At 62.8% G+C, this 24,165-nt stretch carries 24 protein-coding genes and 1 pseudogene; 14 read left to right on the forward strand and 11 right to left on the reverse strand.

All coding sequences use genetic code 11. The annotated features are described in order from the left end of the window. Positions 1–50: 50 nt before the first annotated feature. Positions 51–275 (reverse strand): hypothetical protein, encoded by a 225-nt coding sequence (locus ACZYHG_RS29740; protein WP_464611610.1) that lies wholly within the window; start codon positions 273–275, stop codon positions 51–53. 95 nt (positions 276–370) lie between these two features. Here ACZYHG_RS29740 and ACZYHG_RS29745 point away from each other — a divergent pair, with 95 nt between their 5' ends. The 3 genes from ACZYHG_RS29745 to ACZYHG_RS29755 all read left to right on the forward strand — a co-directional run bounded on the left by ACZYHG_RS29745 (position 371) and on the right by ACZYHG_RS29755 (position 3,104). Further along, on the forward strand, positions 371–1,285 hold the full coding sequence (locus ACZYHG_RS29745) for a LysR substrate-binding domain-containing protein (RefSeq protein WP_464611611.1): 915 nt from the start codon (positions 371–373) through the stop codon (positions 1,283–1,285). A gap of 187 nt (positions 1,286–1,472) precedes the next feature. Continuing rightward, entirely contained in the window at positions 1,473–2,729 is a 1,257-nt protein-coding gene (locus tag ACZYHG_RS29750) for an aminopeptidase (RefSeq protein WP_464611612.1), read from the forward strand. A 21-nt stretch (positions 2,730–2,750) separates the two neighbouring features. Beyond that, positions 2,751–3,104 carry a DUF488 domain-containing protein gene (locus tag ACZYHG_RS29755; RefSeq protein ID WP_464611613.1) on the forward strand — a complete coding sequence of 118 codons (354 nt, stop codon included), beginning with the start codon at positions 2,751–2,753 and terminating at the stop codon, positions 3,102–3,104. A 186-nt stretch (positions 3,105–3,290) separates the two neighbouring features. Here the strand turns inward: ACZYHG_RS29755 and ACZYHG_RS29760 are convergent, their stop codons facing one another. Next, positions 3,291–3,641, reverse strand: coding sequence for an ArsC family reductase (locus tag ACZYHG_RS29760; protein ID WP_464611614.1), 351 nt, complete (start codon positions 3,639–3,641; stop codon positions 3,291–3,293). Between the two features lie 205 nt (positions 3,642–3,846). Continuing rightward, on the reverse strand, positions 3,847–4,200 hold the full coding sequence (locus tag ACZYHG_RS29765) for a SnoaL-like domain-containing protein (protein ID WP_464611615.1): 354 nt from the start codon (positions 4,198–4,200) through the stop codon (positions 3,847–3,849). A 167-nt stretch (positions 4,201–4,367) separates the two neighbouring features. Between ACZYHG_RS29765 and ACZYHG_RS29770 the strand changes: the two genes are divergently transcribed. Beyond that, complete coding sequence (locus ACZYHG_RS29770; RefSeq protein ID WP_464611616.1) at positions 4,368–5,072, forward strand: SOS response-associated peptidase; 705 nt, start codon at positions 4,368–4,370, stop codon at positions 5,070–5,072. 13 nt (positions 5,073–5,085) lie between these two features. Here the strand turns inward: ACZYHG_RS29770 and ACZYHG_RS29775 are convergent. From ACZYHG_RS29775 to ACZYHG_RS29805, 7 genes and pseudogenes are all read right to left on the reverse strand, one after another. Next, positions 5,086–5,280: pseudogene (locus ACZYHG_RS29775) on the reverse strand (aldehyde dehydrogenase family protein); the annotation flags it as partial. 39 nt (positions 5,281–5,319) lie between these two features. Continuing rightward, positions 5,320–6,405 carry an ABC transporter ATP-binding protein gene (locus ACZYHG_RS29780; protein ID WP_464611617.1) on the reverse strand — a complete coding sequence of 362 codons (1,086 nt, stop codon included), beginning with the start codon at positions 6,403–6,405 and terminating at the stop codon, positions 5,320–5,322. After that, positions 6,395–7,003: a cupin domain-containing protein gene (locus ACZYHG_RS29785; protein ID WP_464611618.1), complete on the reverse strand. Its 609-nt coding sequence runs from the start codon at positions 7,001–7,003 to the stop codon at positions 6,395–6,397. Before ACZYHG_RS29785 ends, ACZYHG_RS29780 begins: the two co-directional genes overlap by 11 nt. A gap of 204 nt (positions 7,004–7,207) precedes the next feature. Further along, positions 7,208–8,275 (reverse strand): ABC transporter substrate-binding protein, encoded by a 1,068-nt coding sequence (locus tag ACZYHG_RS29790; RefSeq protein ID WP_464611619.1) that lies wholly within the window; start codon positions 8,273–8,275, stop codon positions 7,208–7,210. Between the two features lie 26 nt (positions 8,276–8,301). Further along, a complete protein-coding gene (locus ACZYHG_RS29795) occupies positions 8,302–9,123 on the reverse strand; it encodes an ABC transporter permease (RefSeq protein WP_464611620.1) in 822 nt (273 codons plus the stop codon). After that, a complete protein-coding gene (locus tag ACZYHG_RS29800) occupies positions 9,120–10,004 on the reverse strand; it encodes an ABC transporter permease (protein WP_464611621.1) in 885 nt (294 codons plus the stop codon). The genes ACZYHG_RS29795 and ACZYHG_RS29800 overlap by 4 nt, the downstream gene beginning before the upstream one ends. Before the next feature lie 159 nt (positions 10,005–10,163). Continuing rightward, positions 10,164–10,361, reverse strand: coding sequence for a hypothetical protein (locus ACZYHG_RS29805; RefSeq protein WP_464611622.1), 198 nt, complete (start codon positions 10,359–10,361; stop codon positions 10,164–10,166). Here ACZYHG_RS29805 and ACZYHG_RS29810 point away from each other — a divergent pair. From ACZYHG_RS29810 to ACZYHG_RS29840, 7 genes are all read left to right on the forward strand, one after another. After that, positions 10,360–11,511 (forward strand): fumarylacetoacetate hydrolase family protein, encoded by a 1,152-nt coding sequence (locus ACZYHG_RS29810; RefSeq protein WP_464611623.1) that lies wholly within the window; start codon positions 10,360–10,362, stop codon positions 11,509–11,511. The two genes, ACZYHG_RS29805 and ACZYHG_RS29810, sit on opposite strands and share 2 nt — an antisense overlap. A 118-nt stretch (positions 11,512–11,629) precedes the next feature. Next, positions 11,630–13,159: a sugar ABC transporter ATP-binding protein gene (locus ACZYHG_RS29815; protein ID WP_464611624.1), complete on the forward strand. Its 1,530-nt coding sequence runs from the start codon at positions 11,630–11,632 to the stop codon at positions 13,157–13,159. Continuing rightward, entirely contained in the window at positions 13,156–14,184 is a 1,029-nt protein-coding gene (locus ACZYHG_RS29820; RefSeq protein ID WP_464611625.1) for an ABC transporter permease, read from the forward strand. The genes ACZYHG_RS29815 and ACZYHG_RS29820 overlap by 4 nt, the downstream gene beginning before the upstream one ends. A 226-nt stretch (positions 14,185–14,410) precedes the next feature. After that, positions 14,411–15,346: a substrate-binding domain-containing protein gene (locus ACZYHG_RS29825; RefSeq protein WP_464611626.1), complete on the forward strand. Its 936-nt coding sequence runs from the start codon at positions 14,411–14,413 to the stop codon at positions 15,344–15,346. Between the two features lie 117 nt (positions 15,347–15,463). Further along, a complete protein-coding gene (locus tag ACZYHG_RS29830; RefSeq protein ID WP_464611627.1) occupies positions 15,464–16,450 on the forward strand; it encodes an ABC transporter permease in 987 nt (328 codons plus the stop codon). A 3-nt stretch (positions 16,451–16,453) separates the two neighbouring features. Then, on the forward strand, positions 16,454–17,245 hold the full coding sequence (locus tag ACZYHG_RS29835) for an ATP-binding cassette domain-containing protein (RefSeq protein ID WP_464611628.1): 792 nt from the start codon (positions 16,454–16,456) through the stop codon (positions 17,243–17,245). A gap of 147 nt (positions 17,246–17,392) precedes the next feature. Further along, the gene (locus tag ACZYHG_RS29840; RefSeq protein ID WP_464611629.1) at positions 17,393–18,415 is read left to right on the forward strand and encodes a LacI family DNA-binding transcriptional regulator; all 1,023 of its coding nucleotides are present in this window, start codon (positions 17,393–17,395) and stop codon (positions 18,413–18,415) included. Positions 18,416–18,740: 325 nt separating this feature from the next. On the opposite strand, the gene ACZYHG_RS29845 is transcribed toward ACZYHG_RS29840, so the two are convergent. After that, positions 18,741–19,331: a TetR/AcrR family transcriptional regulator gene (locus ACZYHG_RS29845; RefSeq protein ID WP_464614820.1), complete on the reverse strand. Its 591-nt coding sequence runs from the start codon at positions 19,329–19,331 to the stop codon at positions 18,741–18,743. Positions 19,332–19,477: 146 nt separating this feature from the next. Between ACZYHG_RS29845 and ACZYHG_RS29850 the strand changes: the two genes are divergently transcribed. From ACZYHG_RS29850 to ACZYHG_RS29860, 3 genes are read left to right on the forward strand one after another with little or no spacing between them, the layout of a single operon-like run. Then, positions 19,478–19,816 carry a hypothetical protein gene (locus ACZYHG_RS29850; RefSeq protein WP_464611630.1) on the forward strand — a complete coding sequence of 113 codons (339 nt, stop codon included), beginning with the start codon at positions 19,478–19,480 and terminating at the stop codon, positions 19,814–19,816. After that, entirely contained in the window at positions 19,801–22,986 is a 3,186-nt protein-coding gene (locus ACZYHG_RS29855) for an efflux RND transporter permease subunit (RefSeq protein WP_464611631.1), read from the forward strand. Before ACZYHG_RS29850 ends, ACZYHG_RS29855 begins: the two co-directional genes overlap by 16 nt. Positions 22,987–23,000: 14 nt before the next feature. Then, positions 23,001–24,155: an efflux RND transporter periplasmic adaptor subunit gene (locus tag ACZYHG_RS29860; RefSeq protein WP_464611632.1), complete on the forward strand. Its 1,155-nt coding sequence runs from the start codon at positions 23,001–23,003 to the stop codon at positions 24,153–24,155. Positions 24,156–24,165: the final 10 nt, after the last annotated feature.

The following is a 24,165-nucleotide window of genomic DNA, read 5'->3' on the forward strand; positions in this document are numbered from 1 at the left end:
CATGCCCGCTATGCTCGAGTTTTCCTTAAGGCGGAGGGTGCGGCGTCCGCTCAGCAGCGTCCACCGAAACCGGCGTGCAAGGGGTTGGTCTCATGCACGGTTCGCCGCGCCGTCAGCCTGAACGGCACGTCACCCAATTCGCGCTCCGACATGGTGTTCAGCACAGGATGCGACAGCGGATCGGTGAGCCATCTCAGCGTATCGTTCTCGGAGTGCGGCTGATGCGGCGTGTTCACGGTGAACAGGACCTTCAGCGAGGACAACATGTTCAGCATTTCCGGCTCCCGGGTGCTTGTACCACCAACAAAGTCTGCCGTTTCGGTGTGTCTTTCAATTGAGATTTCAGTCGGAACGGTTTAGAAAATCTCAAATGGCCATGCTAAACCGCGTCCATCTCAACGGCCTTCGCGCCGTGGAAACCGTCGCCCGCCTCGGCTCGCTCGCGGCGGCCGCCGGTGAGCTCAACGTCTCCGTCAGTGCCGTCAGCCAGCAGATAAGCCGCACCGAAAAGCAGCTCGGCCAGGCTCTGTTCGAGCGCACGGCAAGCGGTCTGGTGCTGACCGAATTCGGCGCCGTCTTCGCGACCCGCCTCGGTACGGGGTTTCGCGAGCTTGCCCAAGCCTTGGCGCTGGCCGACGAAGCAACCCAATGCACATTGGTGGTTTCAGTGGCGCCGGCCTTCGCCTCGAAGTGGCTGCTGCCCAGGCTGTCGCGCCACTTCGACCGCCATCCCAATGTGCTGCTTCGCATCGACGCCACGGTGCGGCTCACCAATCTCGACCGCTCCGACGTCGACATCGCCATCCGGCTTGGCGACGGCAAATGGCCGGAAGGGCGAGCGGAATTGCTCCTGGCGCAGGAAGTTTTTCCCGTCTGCGCGCCTGATATCGCAAGGAAACTAAAGTCGGTCGAGGACCTCGCCCTGACCTGCGCCATCACCGACGAGCGGGCGATGATCAATTGGGAGAGCTGGTTCACTGCCGCCGGTGTTCCACCGGTCACCTTCCAGAAAGGCGCGCGCTTCACCGACCCGATGCTATGTCTGGAATCGGCCATTGCCGGCCATGGCGTGATGCTGGGCTGGCAATTGCTGACGGCCGATGCGCTGGCCGACGGGCGGCTGGTGGCGCCATTCGGAATCCGCGCCCAGAGCGGGCTCGGCTACTGGCTGGTGACCTCGTCGGCCAAGGCGGAAAGCCGCAAGGTCCGGGATTTCAAGTCTTGGATCAAGGAAGAGATCGTGGCAACGATGGCGCAGTTCGGATCGCTCGAAAGCGCGGCTTAGAGCCTGTTCCATCCCGATTGAATCGGGATGGGGCTCTATCTCTTTTGGTTGACCATGATCTTTTCCGAAAACCGGTTTTCCACTTTTCGGGATCATGGCCTGAACTGGCCCAGCGCAATCGCGGTGGAAAGGACGGTGGCGCCGGTCTATGTAAAGTATCGGACCCCACATCATGGCAGGCAGGATCATGACCACACATACGCGCGGCGTTTCCGCAACGATCGACCCGGTGAAGCTCGACAGGCTGGCGGAAGTCGCCATCAAGGTTGGGCTGCAATTGCAACCTGGACAGGATCTGGTGCTGACCTCGTCGATCGCCGCCCTGCCGCTGACCAGGCGGATCGTCGAACACGCCTACAAGGCCGGCGCCGGGCTGGTGACGCCGATCTTCAACGATGACGAGATGACGCTAGCGCGCTACCGCTTCGGGGCGGACGCCGGTTTCGACCACGCTGCCGGCTGGCTGTACGAAGGCATGGCGAAGGCTTTTTCCAACAATGCGGCCAGGCTTGCCGTGCGCGGCGAGGATCCCTCGCTGTTGTCGGCGCAGGACCCAGCCAAGGTGGCGCGCGCCAACAAGGCCAATTCCATGGCCTATCAGCCGGCGTTGGAAAAGATCACCGGCTTCGACATCAACTGGAACATCGTCGCCTATCCGGACCTGGCCTGGGCCAAGCAGGTTTTCCCTGGCGATGCCGACGATGTCGCGGTGGTAAAGCTCGCCGATGCCATCTTCGCGGCCTCACGTGTGGATGTCGAAGACCCCATCGCAAACTGGACGGCGCACAATGCGGCACTTCGGGGCCGCACCGAATGGCTCAACGGCCACAATTTTCATGCGCTGCATTTTACCGGCCCGGGCACCGATCTGACCGTCGGGCTGGCGGAAGGCCATGAATGGATGGGCGGCGCCTCGACCGCCAAGAACGGCATCACCTGCAATCCCAACATCCCGACCGAGGAAGTCTTCACCACGCCGCATGCAAGGCGGGTCGAGGGCCATGTCTCCTCGACCAAGCCGCTGTCCTACCAGGGCACGCTGATCGACCAGATTTCGGTGCGTTTCGAGGGCGGGCGCATCGTCGAGGCCAAGGCATCTAAGGGTGAGGACGTGTTGAAGAAAGTGCTCGACACCGATGAGGGATCGCGCCGGCTGGGCGAAGTGGCGCTGGTGCCGCATTCCTCGCCGATCTCGGCGAGCGGGCTTTTGTTCTTCAACACGCTGTTCGACGAGAACGCCGCCTGCCACATCGCACTCGGCCAGTGCTATTCCAAATGCTTCGTCAACGGCGCCTCGCTCAGCCAGGACGAGATCGCCGCACGCGGCGGCAACAAGAGTTTTATCCATATCGACTGGATGATCGGCTCGGACAAGATCGACATTGACGGCGTCCACAAGGACGGCCGCAAGGTACCGGTGATGCGCAAGGGCGAGTGGGCCTGAGGGCAGCTTACGGAGGGTCGCATGGCCTTCGACCTGATGGTGAAGCGGATTTACGAGCCGCCCGCGCCCGATGACGGGCAGCGGGTTCTCGTCGACCGGATCTGGCCGCGCGGCGTTAGCAAGGAGCATGCCGCGCTGGCGTTGTGGCTGAAGGAGATCGCGCCGAGCGACGCGTTGCGCAAGTGGTTTGGGCATGAGCCGGCGCGCTGGGCGGAGTTTCAGGAGCGGTACGGAGCGGAACTGGATGGGAACGGCGAGGCCGTGGCGCAGCTGCGCGGCTTGCTGGGTAAGGGCAAGGTGGCGCTGCTCTACGGCGCGCATGATGAGGCGCATAACAATGCCGTGGCGCTGGCGAAGTATTTGAGAGGACAGTAGCCTATCTTTCGTCATCCTCGGGCTTGACCCGAGGATCCATGCCGAGAGGTCTGTCCAGAATGCAGCGGAGCAGAATCTGCACCGTTGCAACGCTCATAGTTCACGGCATGAATCCTATGGTCTGCGCCGCGTCGCTTCGCTCCTTGCTCCGCCATAGGATGACGAAGTGAAGGGTATACAGCGCCGCTACTTACCCACCGCTTGCTCATAAGCCTCTGGCTTGAAGCCAACCAGAACGCAGCCACCAACCTCCAGCACCGGCCGCTTGACCATCGTCGGCTTGGCCAGCATCAGCTTCTTGGCCTTCTTCTCGTCGAGCGATTGCTTGTCTGCCTCCGCCAGCTCGCGAAACGTCGTGCTGCCCTTGTTGAGCAGCTTTTCCCAGCCGACCTTGCCGACCCAGCCATCCAGCCGCTTCGCGTCCAGCCCTTCCGCACGAAAATCGTGAAACCGGTAGGGTACGTCATGGCTTTCCAGCCAGACGCGCGCCTTCTTGACCGTGTCGCAGGTGGTGATGCCATAGATGGTGATCGTCAAAGCGTGCTTCCCTTAGGCTGACCGTCGAATCCGTCCCACAACCTAAAACCACCCTCTCCGCTTTGCCAGCGCTCAGATCAGCTTGCAGAATAGGTGAAGATGATTTTGAGCCTCCTACATGGCGGCGGGCATCTTGCCCCGCCGCCATGCTTGTTCTCCAAACCCGGAGCGGAAGGCAGGCTCCCGACCGGCGGAATTTCCGGCCTCAATAGTAAAAGCGCTCTTCGGTGATCTTGCCGTCCTTGACCGTGTACAGGCCAACCTCGTCCATGGTGACACGCTCACCTGTGGCCTTGGGCGTAACGTCGAACTTGAAGCGCACGGCGAACTGGTCGCCGTTGACATAAGGGCCTTCGACCGAGCCACCGTGGACTTCGTGGTTCTCTTGCCACCATTGGCCCTTTTGCTTGAGAGCCTCCTTGCCATGGGCCACGGCCATTGGCCCTTCCATGGCTTCGTAGCTGACGATATCGTCGGCATTGTATTTCTCGCCAGCACCGGCGTGATCTCCCTGCTGGAGCAGTTCGGTGAAATCCTTGGCAATTTCCGCAATTGACATGTGTGTTCCTCCTGTTGAGACGCACTCGAAGTAGGGAAGCGCTTGCCGGCCCGCCACCCTTCCCCCGCACGACAGCTGACAAGGTGTGTCAGGACGATAGATATAGGGCCGTTATGTGACCCGCACATTTGGTTGCGGACACAAGCCAATTCCGCAATGCTGACTGCATGTGTAACCTCTACAACATCACCACGACGCAAGAAGCGGTCCGCCAATGGACGCGCACACTGCGCGATATCAGTGGCAATCTTGAACCTTCCGTTGACATCTATCCCAACCAGCCCGGCCCGGTCGTTCGCAACACGGCAGATGGGAAGCGTGTACTGGCGAAACTGCTTTGGGGGTTGCCGACGCCACCGGAGCGCATGAAAGGTAAGGCCGATTACGGCACGACCAACGTTCGCAATCCACAATATTCGCACTGGCAACAGTTTGTCGGGGTCGAGCACAGATGCGTCGTGCCGGTGACCAGTTTCGCCGAACCCAGCCCTACACCTGGCGACAAAGACCCGGAAACAGGCATCCAGCGAAATTACTGGTTTGCCCGCGACGAAGGTCGGTCTCTGTTCTTCTTCGCAGGTTTCTGGACCCGTTGGCAGGGTGTGCGAAAGGTCAAGGACGGAGCTGGCGACTTCGAGCTGTTTGCCTTCATGACAACCAAGCCTAGCGCGCTCATAGCGCCTATCCATGAGAAGGCTATGCCCGTGATCCTGACCACGTCTGAGGAGACCGAGGCTTGGCTGACAGCACCGTGGGCGGAAGCACGGCATTTCCAGCGAACAGCGCCAGACGACGCGTTGGTGATCGTTGAGAAACCGGCCACACAGATCAAGTTCCCGCAGCAGGCTCCGGCCCAAGGATCACTGTTCTAGGCTACAGGGTCAGCTCGGCCTTGCTGGTCTGCGAGAAGGACGGGAAGGCGGCCTTGGCGGCCGCGACAGCCTTGTCGACATCGGCCTTCGAGCCTACGGAAATTTTCGTATAGGCCTCTTCGGTTGACGGGTCGATCACGTCAAGCGTCGCCGGCACCACGGGCGCCACCCATTTGCCGTCGATGAAGAAGTTGAGATGATTGCTCAAAGGGGAACACTCCGGTTTTCTGGGAAATGGACAGTCAGCCTATGCAGAGAGCATAGGGCAGTTGGCGCCACGGCGTAGACTGATATGCGCCACGTCGCCGACGCTGAATTGAAAACCCTCGGCCTGACGCGGTGCGTCGATCACCACCGGCATGCCTTGCCCCAGTTCGGCGTGGAGACGCAATGTGCGGCCGTGAAAGACGATGCTGTTGACGCGCGCCGGCGCCGTGCCCGGCGCGGCTTCGGTGACCGCCAGCAAATCCTCCGGGCGCACACCGATGGTACGCACCTCGCCTTCGCCGGGTGACTGGCCGGGTTCGGAAATCGCCTCTAACGGCAGCATGCCTGCGGTGAAACGCAGGCGATCGCCATCACGGCCGACAAAGCGCGACTGCAGGAGATTCATGGTGCCGATGAAGCTCGCAACAAACTTCGTTGCGGGTCGGTCATAAAGCGTCGCCGGCGGCGCGATCTGTTCGATGCGCCCCTTGTTCATGACGACGATGCGGTCGGAGATCGACAGCGCCTCGGTCTGGTCGTGGGTGACCATGACGAAGGTGGTGCCAAGCCCCGACTGCAGCCGCTTCAGTTCGACCTGCATTTGTTCGCGCAGATGCGCGTCGAGCGCCGACAGCGGCTCGTCGAGCAGGAGCACGCGCGGCTCGCAGACGATGGCGCGGGCGAGCGCGACGCGCTGGCGCTGGCCGCCCGACAGTTCGGAGACGCGGGCACGAAGCTTGTCGGCGAGGCCCACCATGTCGAGGGCTTCACCGGCGCGCTTTGCCTGCTCGGCGCCCGACAGTTTGCGCAGGGAAAGGCCGAAGCCGACATTTTCGGCGACGTTCATATGCGGGAACAGCGCGTAATCCTGGAACACGGTATTGACTGGCCGGTCGAAGGGCCTGAGCGCCGTGATGTCGCGGCCGTCGAGCAGCACCTTGCCGCTCGACGGCCTTTCGAAGCCGGCGATGACGCGCAAGCTGGTGGTCTTGCCGCAGCCGGACGGCCCGAGCAGCGTGATGAACTCGCCGCTGATAATGTCGAGATCGACAGCGTCGAGCCCTACAATGCCGCCGGGAAAAACTTTCGAGACCGCCTGCAGTCGGACGAGTGGTTCAGGCGCCATCGCGAACCTCGGACGGCTTCGTGGTGTTGACCCACAGGATCTGGCATTGCTCGGTGCCCGGATTGCGGAAAGCATGCAGAAGCGTGCTCTTGAAGGCAAAGCTGTCGCCGGCCTTCAGCCCGTATTTTGTCGAATCCACCACCAGTTCGACCTCGCCCGCCAGCACGTAGCCGAATTCGTGGCCGGCATGGGCGTAGGCTTCCGCCGTGCCGCCACCCGCCTCCACCGTCACCAGCATCCCGGTCAATGTCGCGCCCGGCGGCGACAACAGCGCTTTGGCGATGCCTTCCGACTTCACCGGGATCTGCCGCCTTTTGTCGGCGCGCACGCAATAGAGGTCGTTGACGGCATCGTTGCCGTCGGTGATCAGCGCCGACGGCTCGATGTCGAGCGCGGCCGCCAGCGGCCAGATCACCTTGACGCGCAGCGAGGACATGCCCCGCTCGATCTGGCTCAGTGCACCGATCGACACGCCGGCTTTTGCCGCAAGATCGGCCAGCGACAGACGGCGCTCGAGCCGCAGCGCACGCACGCGACGGCCGACGCGAACGTCGGCATCGTCCTTTGGCTTTTCGGTGGCTTCGTCAAGGATGTCCATCAATTCGTCCTCGTTGCAGTCACTTCACTGGCGCGGCGCTTTGCGGTTCTGCCTTCTCCCCTTGTGGGAGAAGGTGGATCGGCGCGCAGCGCCGAGACGGATGAGGGGTGGGTGACGGATCGCCGTCGGTGCCAAGCTGGAGCACCCCTCATCCGTCGCCTTCGGCGACACCTTCTCCCACAAGGGGAGAAGGGAAGATCAGTCTCACCCTCCCGCCTTCACCTTCTCGAACATCTTGGCCACGTCGTCGTTCTGTTTCATCGGCCCGGTGAAGATCGTGCTTTTCAGCATCACTTCCGGGTCCGACGGCAGTTGCAGCTTTTCCAGTTCCTCCCTCGAAACGCCGGCGAAAGCGGTGCTCAGTGAGCTGCCATAGCCGTAGGACTGGATCAGGAATTTGCCCGAATCGGCATCGAGCCGGCTGTTCATGAAATCATAGGCGAGATCGACATTCTTGGCGTCCTTCAGCATGACGAAGCCGCAGGCCCAGGTCAGCATGCCTTCCCTGGGCTTCATGAATTCGACCGGCACGCCCTGCTTCTTCAGCGAGGTGGCGGACGCATTCCAGGTCATGGCGGCGACCAGTTGGCCGCTGGCCAGCGCCTGTTCGACCGAGGTCATGTCGGTGGTGTAGTTTGAGAGCAACGGACGCTGCTCGCGCAGCTTTGCCGCGACCTTGTCCATCTGCTCGGGCGTCATGTCGAAGGGGTTCACGCCAGCCAGAAGTGCGGCAACGATCGGCGTGTCATGGACGGCGTCGATGGTCGCCATGCGGCCGGCATATTGCTTGTCCCACAGCAGATTCCAGCTTGCTTCCGGGTTCTTCACGAGGTCGGTGCGGTAGAGGATCGAGGTGTTGCCCCAGTCCCACGGCACCATCCAGACCTTGCCGTCACCGGCCTGCAGGTCGGGGAGGTTCTTGAAGACAGGGAAGATCGAATCCCAGTTCTTGATGCGCTTGGTCTCGATCGGCTGCAGCAAGCCTTCCTTGTTCCAGCGCGCCACCTTGTCATAGCAGGGGTGCGCAATGTCGGGGCGGAAGCCGGCCTTGACCTTGGTGAAGGCGTCGTCATCGTCGCCGAAGATCGAGGCTTCGACACCATCGGGGTGTGCAGCGAGGAAGCTCTTGTTGAAGTCGGGCAGTTCGTAGCCCGACCAGGTGAAATATTGCAGCTTTTCGGCGGCCAGCGCCACGGTCGAAGACAGTGCGAGCGCCAATGCGGCGAGCCCGGCCCGGGCCTTGTGCCCGGTTATCGATTTCAGAAATTCCATTTTCGTTCTCCTCTTCATTGTTGTGGTCAGGCTGGATTGCGGCGCGCGGCGCCGAGCCCGCGGTGGCGCAGGATTTCGGCTGTACCGGCAATGATGAAGGACACGGCCAGGATCACCGTACCGAGCGCCATGACGGTCGGCAGCGACCGGGGGAAGCGCAGTTGGCTCCAGATGTAGAGCGGCAGTGTCGGCTCGGTGCCTGCAAGGAAGAAGACTACGATGAACTCGTCGAAGGAGATCAGAAAAGCGAGCATGAAGGCCGACAGCACGGCAGGCAGGCTGAGCGGCAGCATGACGCGCCGGAATGTCGTCCAGTCGGAGGCGCCGAGGTCGAGCGCCGCCTCGCGAACCGTCCTGGGGATGGCGGCGAAACGGCTGCGCATGATCACCACGGTGGTCGGCAGCGCCACCAATATGTGGCCGAGAACGATGGCGATGCGCGATGGCCCAAGCGCTACGAGGTTGACCAGGATCAGCAGCGATATGCCGACGATGACGCCGGGAATGAGGATCGGCAGCCGGGCGATGGCGCTGATCGTGGCGGCCAATGGCGAGCGGCCGTAGAGATCCATATAGGACACGGTAATGCCGCACAGCGTGGCGCCGGATGCGGCAATGGCGGCGATGACGAGGCTGTTCAAGAGCGCGCCCGACAGCGCCGGATTGCCATAGAGCGTCTTATACCATTCAAGCGTGAAGCCCTGCAGCGGAAACGCCGCCTGGATGGAATCGTTGAAGGAAAACAGCGGGATCAGCAGGACAGGCAGATAGAGAAAGACGAGATAGGCAAGCACATAGAGGCCGAGCCAGCGGCCATCCCGTTTCGTGCTGGTACGTTCAGCTTTCATGTGCGGCTGCCAAATCTGCGGTCGGCGCCGCGCGCGACCAGCACCACGACGAGGATGACCAGCATGACGCAGACCGAAAGTGCGGCGCCGAACGGCCAGTCATTGGCCTTGCCGAACTGCGACTGGATCAGCGTGCCGATCATGGTGCTGGCCGGGCCGCCAACCATGGCCGGCGTGACATAGTCGCCGACGGTCGGCACGAAAACGACGAGCGCGGCTGCCAATACGCCCGGCATGGAGTTCGGCAGCACGACCCGACGAAAGACGGTGAACGGCCGCGCTCCCAGGTCGGAGGCAGCCTCGAGCAGCGATTTCGGGATGGTGTCCAGCGCCACATAGATCGGCAGGATGGCGAAAGGCGCGTAGGCATGGGCGAGCGTGACGACCACCGCCGCCGGCGTGTTGAGGAAGGCCAGCGTCGGCTCCGACCAGATGCCACTTTCGATCAATGCCGAGTTCAAGACGCCATTGTAGGCGAGCACGATCTTCCAGGCGAAGACGCGCAGGAGATAGCTGGTCCAGAACGGTAGCGTCACCAGGAAGAGCAGCAGGCCGCGCCGCGATCCAGCGTGGAAGGCGAGATAGTACGCCACGGGGTAAGCGGTAACGACGGTTGCCAGCGTCACCAGTCCGGCAATGACCAGAGAGCGCAGCGTCACCGTCCAGTAGAGCGGATCGGTGGCCACGGTGACGAAGTTTTCGACAGTCAGCCCGACGCCAAGCAGCGAGCCGTCATTGCCGCGGAAGGCGAGGAACAGCACGAGACCCAGCGCAAACAGGATCAGCAGGAATGTAACCAAGGCCCCCGGCAGCAGCATGGCGAACCGGAAACCGGACGAAGACCGGGCCTCTGGTTCTTGTGTTGCAATTAGGGTCGACATCGACCTGCCCATCGAGATTTTGAAATTACCGAAGATTTTTTCATATTCATGAAACTGTCAAGCAGAATCCCGCCGGCGAGAATGGTTGTGAAAGTCTCAATGCTCCAAAACCAGAGCGAGACATGGCCAGATGCGCCGCATGAAAATCCAGGGGAAGTTTCATGTTCCTGAAAGAAGCTCTTCGATTTTTGTTGAACCCGATGACGAGCGACCGTCGGAAAGCCGGAACTTCTCAGCCAAAAAAACACCCCACATTGGATCGCCATCGATGGGATAGACCTTTGAGCGGAATCCGGTGAAAGTGCCGCGCCGATCCGGCAGGCCGTATCTTTCGATGATCAGAGGAACCACACGCATGACGAACCCGACGCATCTGCCCACCGAGGGCCTTTTTGTCGGCCGTGCCAGAAGCGCCTCACATCCTTTGGTGGTCACGGTCCGCGACGGCACGGTCTTCGAAATCACGTCGAGCGCGGCGCCGACCGTGCGTGACATCTGCGAAATGGCCGATCCGGCAGGGCACGTGCGCTCGGCCAAGGGCAAGCCGATCGGCTCGCTCGATGACATCGCCGCGAACAGCCTTGAGGCCACACGCGATCCGGCAAAGCCGTACCTCCTCTCCCCGGTCGACCTGCAGGCGGTCAAGGCGTCGGGCGTCACCTTCGTCGTCAGCCTGCTGGAGCGGGTGATCGAGGAACAGGCGCGCGGTTCGGCTGATAAGGCCGACGCCATCCGCGCCGACATTGCCGGGCTGATCGGTCATGATCTGTCGAAGCTCAAGCCAGGTTCGCCTGAGGCCATGGAGATCAAAGCCAAGCTCATCGCGCGCGGTGCCTGGTCGCAATATCTGGAAGTGGGCATCGGTCCCGATGCCGAGATCTTCACCAAGTGCCAGCCGATGGCCTCGGTCGGCTTCGGCGCCGATGTCGGCCTGCACCCGGTGTCGACCTGGAACAATCCGGAGCCGGAGATCGCCATGATCGCAGCCTCAAGCGGCAGGATCGTCGGCGCCACCATCGGCAACGACGTCAATCTGCGCGACGTCGAAGGGCGTTCGGCGCTGCTGCTCGGCAAGGCCAAGGACAACAATGCTTCGGCCTCGCTTGGCCCTTTCATCCGCCTGTTCGACGACACGTTCTCGATTGACGACGTGAAGCAGGCCGTGGTGCGCTTGAAGGTCGAGGGTGAGGACGGATTCTCGCTGGAGGGCGCCAGCTCGATGGCCGAGATCAGCCGTTCGCCCGAAGAGCTGGTTGCCGCCGCCATGGGGCCGCACCACCAGTATCCGGATGGGCTGGCGCTCTATCTCGGCACCATGTTCGTGCCGTCGAAGGATCGCGGCGAAAAGGGCAAGGGATTTACGCACAAGGTCGGCGACATCGTCACCATTTCGTCGGAAAAATTCGGCGCGCTGGTCAACCGCGTGCGGCTGTCGCCCGACTGCCCGCACTGGACCTATGGCGCCAGCCATTTAATGCGCGACCTCGCCAAGGCTGGTCTCCTCTAGCGGTTCTCCAGGCGGCCTTCGCTGGGAAAGGCCGCCATCAACACAATTTTATGCGGAATCCCAGTGACGGCGGACACAATCCGCTCCAAGATCACGGGGCGGTCGGGGGGCCGTTCCGATGTCCGATTCGCCGATCCTGTTCGTGCGCACCGTCGCCAAACGCTTTGGCGGCACGGTCGTGCTCGAAGACGTGAGCCTTATGGTCGAGCGCGGGTCGATCCACGCGCTGGTTGGCGAAAGCGGCGCCGGCAAATCGACGCTGACGAAGGTGCTGGCGGGCATTGTCCAGCCAGATCGTGGCGTCATCGAATTTGACGGCAAGACGGTGACGATCGACAGCCCCAATGCCGCTCGGAAGCTCGGCATCGGCGCGGTCCTGCAACAGCCGGGGCTTTTTCCCGAGCGCCCAGTGCTGGCCAATCTGTTCGTCAACCGCGAGCCGGTCCACAATGGGCTGATTTCGCGGCGCGAAATGGAAGCACGCAGCCGTGACCTGCTTCGCCAGCTTGGTCTTGATGTCGATGTCCGTGCCCCGCTCCGCGACCTCGGGCCGGATGAACGGCAGTTGGTCGCGATCGCTCGAGCGCTTCTGGAGAACCCGAGATTGCTCGTCCTAGACGATCCGAATTCGGTGCTCGACCCGCGTCAGAGCGAGCGGCTGTTCGCCGTACTACGGGGGCTCAAGGCCAAGGGCATGAGCATACTCTACGCGTCGAACCGGCTGGAGGACACGCTTGCCATTGCCGACCAGTTGACGGTGATGCGCAACGGTCGCGACGTGCTGTCGAAGGCTCGGCAGGACCTGACGACCTCCGAGGAAGCAATGATCGGCCAGTTGCGCCAGTCCCTCTTCCCCCTGCCGCTCAGGGCCTTGCCGACGCTTGCCGGCACGCTGCGGCCGCAGATCGCTGTTGAGGGGCTCAGCGGCGGCATCCTGTCCGGCGTCAGCTTCACCGCCCGCGCCGGCGAGATTCTCGGGCTTGCCGGCTCCGGAGCACCGGACCTGCTTGCCCTTTTGTTCGGGTTGCGCAAACCCCGCCAGGGCAAGGTGCGGTTTCCCGATGGGGACGGCTTGCCGGGAACGCAGACGGAAGCGGCGCGGCGCAACATCTGCATGATTTCGGGCGATCGCGGCAACGGGCTGATGCCCGACAAGTCGATCGCCTTCAACATGGCGAACGTCGTCGTCGGCGCACGCAACTGGGGCTCGCGCTGGTACTCGCCCAAGGCGGCGCTCGGCCGCGCCGCGCGCCAGATCGAGGCGCTGCGCATCAGGAGCACGCCGGAGATGCCCGCGGGCGCGCTTTCGGCCGGTGGCCAGCAAAAGGTGATCATCGCCAAATGGCTGGAGATCGGCCCGCAAGTGATGTTGCTCGACGAGCCAGCCCGTGGCATCGATATCGGCAGCAAGCAGGAGATCTATGCTTTGATCCGCCAGATGGCGGCCAGCGGCTGCATCGTGCTGCTGCATTCCAATGAGCTCTCCGAACTGACGGGGCTCTGCGATCGCATCCTGGCTTTCCATAAGGGCAGGCTGGCGGGTGAAATCGCCGGCAACGACATGGATTTGGGCAGACTTCTGAAGCTGATCATTTCGGGCAAACCCGCGGTCGAACGCCATCAGAGCAACCGGGAGAGCGCTGCATGACGAGGACCGATACCGCGCCACCGCTTGCCGGATCGGCGAATCATCAACCCAGACGCCGCATTCGCCTGCCGGTCGAGACCGGTGTTTCCGTTACGCTCGCCGTGTTGGTCGCGCTGCTTGGCTGGCGGAGCCCGTCCTTCCTCGATCCGGCCAGTCTGCTCTCGATATTGAGCCAGGCCGCCCTGCCTGGCCTGCTGGCGATCGGCATGGTGTTCGTGCTCGCCACGCGCGAGATCGACGTTTCGGCCGGCGCCGTGTTTCATCTCGCGGCAACCTTCGCAGCCCTGCTCATGGTTGGCGGAATGGACCCATGGCTCGCTGCCCTGGCAGGTGTCGCGGCCGGCGCCGGGCTCGGCCTGGTCAATGGCCTCCTGGTGATCGCGCTGCGCCTGCCGGCTCTGCTGGTGACCCTCGGCACATGGTGGATGATCCAGGGCCTGTCGCTGGTCGCAGGCAAGGGCCAAACGATCGCCCCGACAGGCGCGGGCAGCGGCTTCTTCACCACGCTTTCCGGCAAGGCCTTCACTGTGGTGCCGGTGACAGGGATCGTCTTTATCGTGCTGGCGCTGGCGCTGCATGTCGTGCTTCACCGCACCCGCTTCGGCTACCGGGTCCAGGCCGTGGGCAGCAATCCGCAAGCTGCCGCCTATGCCGGCATTCCAACAGGCAAGGTCAGGGTGCTGACGCTGGTGCTGATGGGTGCGATGGCCGGGCTTGCCGGCGTGGTCCACCTCGGCTCCCAGGGCGCCATTGCCCCCGGTGACGGCGGCACGTTCGCACTGCTGGCGATCGCGGCGGCCATCATTGGCGGCACATCGCTTTCGGGCGGCAACGGCAGCGTCATCGGGGCCGCGATCGGCATGCTGGTCCTGCAGGCAATACGGAGCGCCATGACGTTGTTTGGCGTGGATCCCATCTGGACCGCTTTCACCACCGGTGCCCTGGTCGTGCTGGCCCTCGCGATCGACCGGCTGATCCGGCTGTGGCGCGACTGGCGTGCCGGTCGCGGCGATCCGCTCGGTTAAGCCTCGACGCCGATCATCCGGCTGCCTGGAAAAAATCACCCCAACTGATGCAATCTGATGGGTCCGCTGATGGCGCCGCGTCAGGCGCCATCTACATCTGCAGATGGAGGCTTGCCATACGTCGAAAAAGGGGATGCTCTGAGGCATCCGAGCGGCGCTGGCAAAAGACGCAATCCGGCTGAAGCCGGAACAAGGGACGGATCATCTTCAACCGGGAGGAAATCAAATGCTGACAAGACTGAGACTTGTGCTCTACGGCCTGCTGATCGCGCTGACGGTCATTCCGGCAGCCGCGCAGGCCAAGACGTTCTACTGGATTTCGCATGGCGGCCCGGCTGATCCGGTCTGGACCTACTTCCTGGCCGGCGCCAAGCAATGGGCCAAGGACACCGGCAACACCGTCAACACCTCGTTCCACAATGGCGATGTCGCCTCCCAGCAGGAAGCGGTTCGCGCCGCGCTCTCGGCCAAGGCCGACGGCATCGTCACCACCAGCCCCGATCCGGGCAGCCTTGTCGAGATCGTGAAGGAAGCCCGCGCGGCCAATATCCCGATCATCAACTTCAACACGCCCGATCCAAAAGCGAATTTCAATGCCTATGTCGGCGGCGACAACGTCACCTTCGGCAAGCACTGGGCGCAGTATCTGGTCGACAAGGGCCTGGTGAAGAAGGGCGACTTCGTCTGGATGCCGGTCGAGATCCCCGGCGCCACCTATGGCGTGCAGGAAGAGGAAGGCATCAAGAGCGTCTTCGGACCACTCGGCATCACCTATGAAGTGACCGAGGCGACGCTCGACCAGGCCGAGGTGATCAACCGCATGGTCGACTACCTCACCGCCCACAAGGGGAAGATCAACGCGATCATCGGCCTTGGCGACCTTGTCACCGGCTCGATCAAGCGCGTGTTCGACCAGGTCGGCGTCAAGCCGGGTGAAATCCCGGTTGTCGGCTGGGGCAACTCGCTCGACACCACGCAGGAAGTGCTGAACGGCTATGTCAATGCCGGCCAGTGGCAGGACCCGCAGGCGACCAGCTATGTCGCGCTGTCGCTTGCCAACATGGCCGCGTCTGGCATTCCTCCGGGCTTCAACGTCATCACCGGCGCGCTGTATGAGAAAGACACCGCCGCGATCTACGACAAGATCCTGTCCGGCAAGTAACATCCCGGACCCAAACAGTCGCGACCTTATCCACGGTCGCGGCTGTCTTGTCCATTCGCCGAACCTCGCCGGATCTGGCGCAGGTGTCAGCCATTCCAATCATGTCGCGGGTCATCAGTGGAAAATCATTCGCTTATCCAACGCCTGATCGCGCGACCTGAATTCGGTCCCTTCGTGCTGCTCGTCGTCGAGATCGGGGTTTTCTGGGGCTTCAACCACGACTTCCTGTCCCCACAGAACATCTCCAACACGCTGGCCTTCACGGTCGAACTCGGCCTGATCGCGCTGGCGATGACCTTGCTGATGACCTCAGGCGAATTCGACCTGTCCGTCGGGTCCCTGTTCGGTTTCTCACCGGTGCTGATGTGGACGCTGTTCAATGCCGGCGTCACCTCCCTGGAGATGGGCTTTGTCGTCGCGCTGCTGGTTGCCGCCCTCATTGGCCTGGTCAATGGCTGGTTCGTCACGCAGCTCAAGATTCCGTCCTTCCTGGTCACGCTCGGCATGCTGCTGGTGGTGCGCGGCAGCGCGCTTTTCATCACCGACGGTTTTCCGCAGCGCACGTGGAGCGCCGAAGGCAGCTGGCTGGCCGAAGCGCTGGTCGGCGATTTCTTCATCGGGCCGTTCCGCATCTACATGTCGCTGTTCTGGTTCATCGCCGCGGCGATCGCGCTCGGCTATGTCTTGACGCAAAGCCGGACCGGCAATTGGATCCAGGCGGCGGGCGGCAACCCCAACGCGGCGCGCGCGCGCGGTGTCAATGTCAACCGCGTCAAGATCGGCCTGTTCGTCCTGTCGTCGGTGATGGCCTCGCTTGCCGGCGTCATCTCCTCGCTGCGCACATCCGCCGCCAACCCCAACAGCGGCACCGGCTATGAGCTCGAAGTCATTGCCATGGTGGTGATCGGCGGCACGGCACTGACCGGCGGGCGCGGCACCATCATCGGCACCGTGCTCGGCATCCTGATCCTGCGCGTGATGCGCAACGGCATCGTGCTGATCGGCGTGCCCGGCCTTGCCTATAACATCTTCATCGGCGCCATCATCCTTGGCATGATGGCGCTCCACTCATGGCTGGAACGCCGGCATCAGGCGGGGACTTGAACCATGGCCGAGCCATTGATCCGCATGCAGAACATCCGCAAATCCTATGGCCGCGTGCAGGCGCTAGAGGATGCCAATTTCCATGTCAACGAACGAGAGATCGTCGGCCTGCTCGGCGACAACGGCGCCGGCAAGTCGACACTGATCAAGGTTTTGTCGGGCGCCGTGCCGCTGACCAGCGGCGACATCTTCATCCGCGGCACCAAGGTGAGCCTGCGCAGCACCAGCGACGCCATCGCCCACGGCATCGAGACCATCTATCAGGATTCGGCGCTGGTCACGCAGCTGTCGATCGCCCGCAACCTGTTTCTGGGGCGCGAGCCGATCAAGCCGCCGCAGTTCTTGAACCGCATGGACCAGGAAGCGATGAACACCGTCGCGCGCGACCTGCTCAAACAGGTCGGCATCTCGAAAAACATTCCACCGACGACGCCGATTGGCTCGCTCTCCGGCGGCGAGCGCCAGGCGGTGGCGATCGCGCGCGCCATGCATTTCGACAGCGACCTCATTATTCTCGACGAACCGACCAACAATCTGGGCGTTGCCGAAACACAAGGCGTGCTGAGCTTCGTGCGCAGCGCGCGCGATTCCGGCCATTCCTGCATCTTCATCGCGCACAACATCCACCACGTCTTCCAGGTGGTCGACCGTATCGTCGTCATGCGCCGGGGCAAGGTGGTCGCCGACGATATCGACCCGAAGAAGACAACCGTGACGGAAGTCGAACGGATCATCACAGGCATGTCGGACAAGGAGATCCGCGACGCCGTCGCCGACGGCAAGCCGGCGCACTGAGGACGGGCGGACCGTCTTGTCGCAGCAACGGGATGCGTATCGCGGTGACGGGTATCGATCACCCGCCCCTCAGATTACATCACCTGACACATCGCCCATCACATCGCTTGTCTGGCGCGCCATAGCATCGGCGCATAGGGTTGCGGCATGAAGGCCACTGTCTCCGACATCGCCAGGAATTGCGGGCTCTCGACCGCGACGGTCGACCGGGTGCTCAACAACAGGCCGGGTGCCAGCGCCGCGAACCGGCAGCGCGTCATGGAGGCCGCCAAGCAGCTCGGCTATCTGCCGGTCGCCGATCAGGTGACGCTTCCATCGAAGCCCGCAAACCTCGAATTCTTCCTGCCGATCGGCAGCAACGCCTTCATGCAGGATCTGGCAAAGCACATCGAGGACTATGCATCGCGCTTGCCGCTGGTCGCTTCCTGCCGGATCCACAACCTCGCCGGCATCTCGCCGAACGCATTGCAGAGCGCCGTCGAAAACCTCTCGATCAAGGCCAATGGCGTCGGTGTCATCGCCGTCGATCATCCCCGAACCCGCAACATCCTGCGCGACATCGTCGAAGCCGGCATCCGCCTGGTGACCCTGGTGTCCGACATTCCGGCCGCTCCCCGCTCGGCCTATGTCGGCATCGATAACCGGGTGGCGGGGCGGACGGCGGCCCTTTTGATGGGACGCTTCCTCAGCGGTCGCACGGGCCATCTGGCGATGGTCGTTGGTTCGCGCTCCTATCGCGGCCATGAGGAGCGCGAAATGGGTTTCCGCTCCGTGCTCGGCGAGGAGTTTCCCAACCTGACCGTGACCAGCGCCGTCGAGATCAACGACGAGCCGGATGCCAGCTATGCCGAGACCATGAAGGCGCTGCGCAACGAGCCGGAACTGCTCGGCATCTATTGCGTCGGGGCCGGACGCTCCGGCGTGGCAAAGGCCATCCGGGAAGCGAGACCCAACCGCAAGCCGGTGTTCATCTGCCACGACCTGACAAGGGAGACGCGCGGCTATCTCGTCGATGATCTCGTCGACGTCGTCATCGATCAGAACGCCAGGCTGATCGCCGAACAGTCGGTCATCCGCCTGCTCGGCTCCATTGCCTCATCGGCGCCTTACCTGACGCGCAAATTCATCGAGCCGCGACTGATCTTCAGGGAAAACGTGCCAGTGCAGTGAGGCTGGCAAAGCCGGCTTCCCGGATTTGTATGACAATTGATACGGCAAATCTGCACAGCTGGTATGCACAATTCATTGTTGCCGAATCATTGGGCAAATCGTAGGTTCTGGTTGTCGGCCATCTACTCCTCCCAGATGCGATGCCGACGCTGAATGGGGTGCACCTCCTCCCGCGCCACATTCGAAATCGAGCCCGCTGCCACCTCCTCCCGGCAGCGGGCTTTTTTCATTCAGCTAGCAGAGATGGCGGTATAGCCCACGCAAAAGCGCGCCAGGCATCGCAATGCCGCGCTAGGTGGCGCGCCATCGATGACGGCGAGTTTCTTCAACCGGCGGCAGTACCCCGGAAGGAAACGATCAACCCCTCGGCCATGCGCACGAATTGCGTGCTTGGCCCTTCGGCGCCCACCGTCTGCACGCTGACGCGCGCACCCTCGAACAGCAATGACAGCGTATCGGCGAGCAGTTCGGCCTGGCCGATGCCGGCATCCCGACACAGCGTCACAAGGCGGTGGCGCTGTGCTTCCTTGAGTTCCTTGATCACAAGCCTCGCCGGATGGTCCGGCTCGGTAAGCTCAGCGGCGGCATTGGCCATATCGCAGCCGCGGCCGTCAGCAGCGAGCATGGCGGCAGCCTTGCGAACCCAGGCATGCAGTTGCGCGAGCTTGTCGCCGGGAAATTCCACCTCAAACGCTTCCCACATCGCGCCGGCCTTCGCCGCGTTGGCGCGCAGGCACTCGACGATCAGTTCGTCCTTGGATTCGAAGTGACGATAGAGCGTCATCTTGTTCGTGCCGGCAGCTTCGGTGATGGCGTCGACGCCAACGCCCTTGATGCCATGCTTGTGGAACATGTCACGCGCCGTCTCCAGGATTCGATCCCGGGGACGTGAGCGCTCCACGACGCCGTCTGTCATCATGATCTCCTTTCGTTTCCTAAAAACCACGGCCACCTCTTGACTAGGGTGTTACCGGTCTGTAACTATGCAGATGTTACTTACTGGTAACACCTATATCGCCTTCCGTCAATAACAAGGCCGTGAACTGGTCCTGCCAGATCGGAATGAGCGAAAAACTGCAGTTCATGCGGCTCCGGCCGGTGAAAGAGATGAAAAACGGTTCGCGAGCATGGGCTGCGAATCGACAGACAAGGAGCCGGCCAATGCCACAGCGCCGCGATCTTACCATAGATGAAGCCGTCCGGGATCCGATGATCCGGCTGGTCATGAAGGCAGATGGGGTCGACCCCCGCGCCTTCGAGAAAATGCTTCGCTCGCTTGCCGATGAGCAGCGTCGCGAAGTGCCGTTGCTGCGTTCACGTGACGGGCACGGCCAGTTGTCGAGGGTTGCCAGCGCCTTCGGGCGGGCAAGAGCAGCCGGAGAGGCATGCGTGTCGTGGTAAACTTTTTCATCCACCGTCCGATCTTCGCCTCGGCGATCGCCATCATCATGGTGCTCGCCGGGACGATTTGTTATTTCCTGCTGCCGGTCTCGCAGTTTCCAGACATCACACCGCCGCAGGTGGTCGTCAGCGCCCATTATCCGGGCGCCAGCGCGCAAGTCGTGGCCGATACGGTGACGACGCCGCTGGAGCAACAGATCAACGGCGTCGAAGGCATGACCTACATGTCGTCGACGAGCTCCAATGACGGCTCCTCGACCATCACCATCACCTTCGATGTCGGCTATTCGCTCAGCACCGCCGCCGTCGACGTCCAGAACCGCGTCTCGCAGGCGGCCTCGTCGCTGCCCGCTATCGTCAATCAGGGTGGCGTGACGATCAAGAAGCAGAACCCGAACTTCGTCCTCATCGTCAACCTGACCTCGCCCGACAAATCGGTCGACCCGGTGGCGCTGTCGAACCTTGCCTATCTGCAGGTCGTCGATCCGCTGAAGCGCCTGCCCGGCGTCGGCGACGTCCAGATCTTCGGCGAGCGGCGCTATTCGATGCGCGTCTGGCTCGACCCGGACAAGCTCGCCAATCTCGGCATTACCGCCGTCGACGTGCAGAACGCCATCTCGGAACAGAACGTCCAGGTCGCGGCCGGCAAGATCGGCCAGTCGCCGGCGCCCGCCGGCACCGCCTTCGAGATGCAGGTCAACGCCGTCGGCCGCCTGAGCGACCCGAAGGAGTTTGGCGACATCGTCGTGCGCGCCAACACCGACACCGGTTCGCTGGTGCGGCTGCGCGACGTCGCCCGCATCGAGCTCGGGGCTTTGCAGTATTCGTCGTCGGCCTTCTTCGGCAAGGACCCTACCGTGGTGCTCGCCGTCTACCAGATGCCCGGCTCCAACGCGCTCGACCTTCAGCAGCGCGTCAAGGACAAGATGCAAGAGCTATCCGCCCGTTTTCCGAAGGGCGTCTCCTACGCGATGCACTACGACACCACCCGCTTCGTCTCGGCGTCAATGCATGACGTGCTGATCACGCTCGGCGAGGCCCTGGTGCTCGTCGTCGCCGTGGTGTTCGTCTTCCTGCAGAGCTGGCGCACGACGATCATTCCCACCATCGCCATTCCGGTGTCGCTGGTGGCGACAATGGTCGTCATGGAGATGCTCGGCTTCTCGCTCAACATGCTCTCGCTGCTCGGCATGGTGCTGGCCATCGGCCTCGTCGTCGACGACGCCATCGTGGTGGTCGAAAATGTCGAACGACAGCTCGAGGCCGGGCTGAAACCGCTGGCGGCGACCAGGGCCGCGATGGCCGAAGTCACCGGACCGATCATCGCCACCACAGCCGTGCTGATGGCCGTCTTCGTGCCCGTCGCCTTCATTCCCGGCGTCTCCGGCAAGCTCTACAATCAGTTCGCGCTGACAGTGGCGATCTCCGTCGGCATATCCGCCTTCAACTCGCTGACGCTCAGCCCGGCGCTGAGCGCCGCCTTCCTGCGCCATCGCGGCGAGACGCAGTTTGCCCCGTTCCGCTGGTTCAACACCGGCTTCGACAAGCTGTCGCATCTCTACGCCCATGGCGTGCGTTTCCTCATCCGCCTGCGCTGGATCATGCTTGGCCTGTTCGCGGCCGGACTGGTCGCCACCTACTTCGTCTGGCAGAAGCTGCCCTCGACCTTCCTTCCGGTCGAAGACCAGGGCTACTTCTTCGTCGTCATCCAGCTGCCTGACGGCGCATCGCTGGAACGCACCGATGCGGTGGCGCAGAAGGCGCGCGACATATTGCAGGCGACACCCGGCGTCGACATTGTCGGTTCGATCAGCGGCCTGAACTTTCTGACCAGTGCCGCACAGTCGAACTCGGCGGTCGAGTTCGCCATCCTGAAGCCCTGGGAAGAACGTGGCCCCGACCAGAACGCATCCAAGCTCGTCGCCGATGTACGCGGCAAGCTGTTGCAGATGCCGGAAGCCTTCGCGCTGAGCTTCGATCCGCCTTCGATCCCCGGCATCGGCACCACGGGCGGCTTCGAATTCGTCGTTGAGGATCTCACCGGTCGCGGCAGCACGGCTCTCAACGACGCGACGCAAGCCGTGATCGCCGAGGCGCGCAAACAGCCGGAAATCAACCCGCAGCAGCTGTTTTCGCCGTTCTCGACCTCGACACCGCAGTTCAACTACGACCTCGACCGCAGCAAGGCCAAACTGCTCGGCCTCAACCTGCCCGACGTCTTCAACACGCTGCAGATCTATCTCGGCTCGCTCTACGTGAACGACTTCAACCTGTTTGGCCGCACCTTCCGGGTGACCATCCAGGCCGACAAGGATGCACGTGCGGGTGCAGCCGACATATCACGGCTCTATGTGCGCAATGCGTCCGGCGGCATGGTGCCGCTCTCGACGCTGGGCAAACTGGTGCCGTTCGTCGGCCCGGAAACCGTGCCGCACTACAACAACAATGCCTCGGCCACGATCAATGGCGGCGCTGCTCCCGGCTTCTCGTCGGGCCAGGCAGTGGCCGCGATGGAACGGGCTGCTGCCACTGCACTGCCCAGGGATTTCGGCTTCGAATGGACCGGCATCACCTTCCAGGAGCTCAAGGCGGGATCGATCGCGTCGGTCGTCTTCGGTCTCGCCATCGTCTTCGTTTTTCTGATCCTGGCGATGCAGTATGAGAGCTGGGCGATGCCGTTCATGGTGCTGCTGGCGGTGCCACTGGCCCTGTTCGGTGCCTTCGTGGCGCTCTGGGTGCGCGGCATGCAGATCGACGTCTATTCGCAGATCGGCTTCGTCATGCTGATCGGCCTGGCGGCGAAGAACGCCATCCTGATCGTCGAGTTCGCAAGGCGGCGGCGCGAGGAAGGCTTGAGCATCGTCGAGGCGGCGATGGAAGCCGCGCGGCTGAGACTCCGGCCGATCCTGATGACGGCCTTCGCCTTCATCCTCGGCGTGCTGCCGCTGATGTTTGCGACAGGCGCTGGTGCTGCAAGCCGGCAGTCGATCGGCACCACCGTGTTTGGCGGCATGGTCGCCGCGACCATCCTGTCGCTGGTGTTCGTGCCGGTCTTCTACGCGGTCATCGAACAGCTGCGGGAGCGCCGCGAAAGCGGCGAACCCGCCTCCCAACACACTAAACCAACTGCCGAACCCGCCTTCCCTCCCCTGGCGGAAGCGGCCGAATAAGATTGGAGACTATCATGCGTAAATGGAAAATCGCTTTGGGAACCGCTGTCGCGCTCGGCGCGATCTCGGTGGCCAGCGTCCACCTGCTCGACATGGGCAACCTCAGGCTGAGCAGCGGCACGGCCGGAGCGGCGACGCCGGCTCCGGCGGCATTCGTCATGCCGGTGCCGGTGGCGAACGTCGTCAAGAAGACGATCCCGATCTATCTCGACTATGCCGCCCGCATCGAGCCGATCCGCAGCGTCACGCTGCAAGCGCGTGTGCCTGGCTACCTGCAGGAACAGACGGCGCAAGACGGCGCCGATATCCACCAGGGCGACCTCCTCTACAAGATCTCGCCTGACGACTTCCAGGCAGCGCTCGACCAGGCGAGAGCCCAGGTCCAGCGCGATACCGCAACACTCGATTATGCGCGTTCCAATCTCGGGCGCGGCACCGAGCTGGCCAAGAGCGGTTACCTGGACAAGGACAGCTTCGACCAGCGCACCAGCACCTTGCGCGAGGCGCAGGCCTCGCTGGCGCTCAACCAGGCGGCCGTGCGCACGGCGGAGCTCAATCTGAGCTACGCCGAAATCCATGCACCCTTCACCGGGCGCCTGGGCCGCAACCAGGCCTCGGTCGGAACGCTGGTCAGTGTCGCCGGCACGGTGCTCAACACGCTGGTGCAACTCGACCCGATCTATGTCACCTTCAATCCGAGCGAGACGGACCTGGTCGAGATCGAGCAGGCCCGCGCGGCCGGCCCGATCGAGGTCGAGGTTCTGCTTCCAGGTGAGACCGAGACCAGCCAGAAGGGCGAGCTCACCTTCATCGACAACATCGTCGACCATTCGACCGGAACCATCACCGCACGCGCCACGATCGGCAACGCCAAGTTCACGCTGATGCCAGGCCAGTATGTCCGCGTGCGGCTGCATATCAGGCAGCAGCCCGATGCGCTGATGGTGCCGCAGACGGCGCTTGGTTCGAGCCAGCTCGGCAAATATCTCTATGTCGTCGGCAAGGGCAACACGGTCGACCAGCGTCTGGTCTCGCTCGGCCCGACCAGCGGCGACATGGTGGCCATCCTGACCGGCGTCGCCGAAGGTGACCAGGTGATAACAGGCAATCTGCAGAAGATCGGACCTGGAATGCCGATCTCGCCAATGCCACAGAAACCGGCTACCTGAATCCCCCGCA

The organism is Mesorhizobium subarcticum (assembly GCF_055456085.1).

What these genes read in the sequence shown, in the direction of transcription:
- ACZYHG_RS29740 (WP_464611610.1), bottom strand. Translation starts at nt 275, where the DNA reads ATGCTGAACATGTTGTCCTCGCTGAAGGTCCTGTTCACCGTGAACACG.
- ACZYHG_RS29745 (WP_464611611.1), top strand. Translation starts at nt 371, where the DNA reads ATGGCCATGCTAAACCGCGTCCATCTCAACGGCCTTCGCGCCGTGGAA.
- ACZYHG_RS29750 (WP_464611612.1), top strand. Translation starts at nt 1,473, where the DNA reads ATGACCACACATACGCGCGGCGTTTCCGCAACGATCGACCCGGTGAAG.
- ACZYHG_RS29755 (WP_464611613.1), top strand. Translation starts at nt 2,751, where the DNA reads ATGGCCTTCGACCTGATGGTGAAGCGGATTTACGAGCCGCCCGCGCCC.
- ACZYHG_RS29765 (WP_464611615.1), bottom strand. Translation starts at nt 4,200, where the DNA reads ATGTCAATTGCGGAAATTGCCAAGGATTTCACCGAACTGCTCCAGCAG.
- ACZYHG_RS29770 (WP_464611616.1), top strand. Translation starts at nt 4,368, where the DNA reads ATGTGTAACCTCTACAACATCACCACGACGCAAGAAGCGGTCCGCCAA.
- ACZYHG_RS29780 (WP_464611617.1), bottom strand. Translation starts at nt 6,405, where the DNA reads ATGGCGCCTGAACCACTCGTCCGACTGCAGGCGGTCTCGAAAGTTTTT.
- ACZYHG_RS29785 (WP_464611618.1), bottom strand. Translation starts at nt 7,003, where the DNA reads ATGGACATCCTTGACGAAGCCACCGAAAAGCCAAAGGACGATGCCGAC.
- ACZYHG_RS29790 (WP_464611619.1), bottom strand. Translation starts at nt 8,275, where the DNA reads ATGGAATTTCTGAAATCGATAACCGGGCACAAGGCCCGGGCCGGGCTC.
- ACZYHG_RS29795 (WP_464611620.1), bottom strand. Translation starts at nt 9,123, where the DNA reads ATGAAAGCTGAACGTACCAGCACGAAACGGGATGGCCGCTGGCTCGGC.
- ACZYHG_RS29800 (WP_464611621.1), bottom strand. Translation starts at nt 10,004, where the DNA reads ATGTCGACCCTAATTGCAACACAAGAACCAGAGGCCCGGTCTTCGTCC.
- ACZYHG_RS29810 (WP_464611623.1), top strand. Translation starts at nt 10,360, where the DNA reads ATGACGAACCCGACGCATCTGCCCACCGAGGGCCTTTTTGTCGGCCGT.
- ACZYHG_RS29805 (WP_464611622.1), bottom strand. Translation starts at nt 10,361, where the DNA reads ATGCGTGTGGTTCCTCTGATCATCGAAAGATACGGCCTGCCGGATCGG.
- ACZYHG_RS29815 (WP_464611624.1), top strand. Translation starts at nt 11,630, where the DNA reads ATGTCCGATTCGCCGATCCTGTTCGTGCGCACCGTCGCCAAACGCTTT.
- ACZYHG_RS29820 (WP_464611625.1), top strand. Translation starts at nt 13,156, where the DNA reads ATGACGAGGACCGATACCGCGCCACCGCTTGCCGGATCGGCGAATCAT.
- ACZYHG_RS29825 (WP_464611626.1), top strand. Translation starts at nt 14,411, where the DNA reads ATGCTGACAAGACTGAGACTTGTGCTCTACGGCCTGCTGATCGCGCTG.
- ACZYHG_RS29835 (WP_464611628.1), top strand. Translation starts at nt 16,454, where the DNA reads ATGGCCGAGCCATTGATCCGCATGCAGAACATCCGCAAATCCTATGGC.
- ACZYHG_RS29840 (WP_464611629.1), top strand. Translation starts at nt 17,393, where the DNA reads ATGAAGGCCACTGTCTCCGACATCGCCAGGAATTGCGGGCTCTCGACC.
- ACZYHG_RS29845 (WP_464614820.1), bottom strand. Translation starts at nt 19,331, where the DNA reads ATGACAGACGGCGTCGTGGAGCGCTCACGTCCCCGGGATCGAATCCTG.
- ACZYHG_RS29850 (WP_464611630.1), top strand. Translation starts at nt 19,478, where the DNA reads ATGAGCGAAAAACTGCAGTTCATGCGGCTCCGGCCGGTGAAAGAGATG.
- ACZYHG_RS29855 (WP_464611631.1), top strand. Translation starts at nt 19,801, where the DNA reads ATGCGTGTCGTGGTAAACTTTTTCATCCACCGTCCGATCTTCGCCTCG.
- ACZYHG_RS29860 (WP_464611632.1), top strand. Translation starts at nt 23,001, where the DNA reads ATGCGTAAATGGAAAATCGCTTTGGGAACCGCTGTCGCGCTCGGCGCG.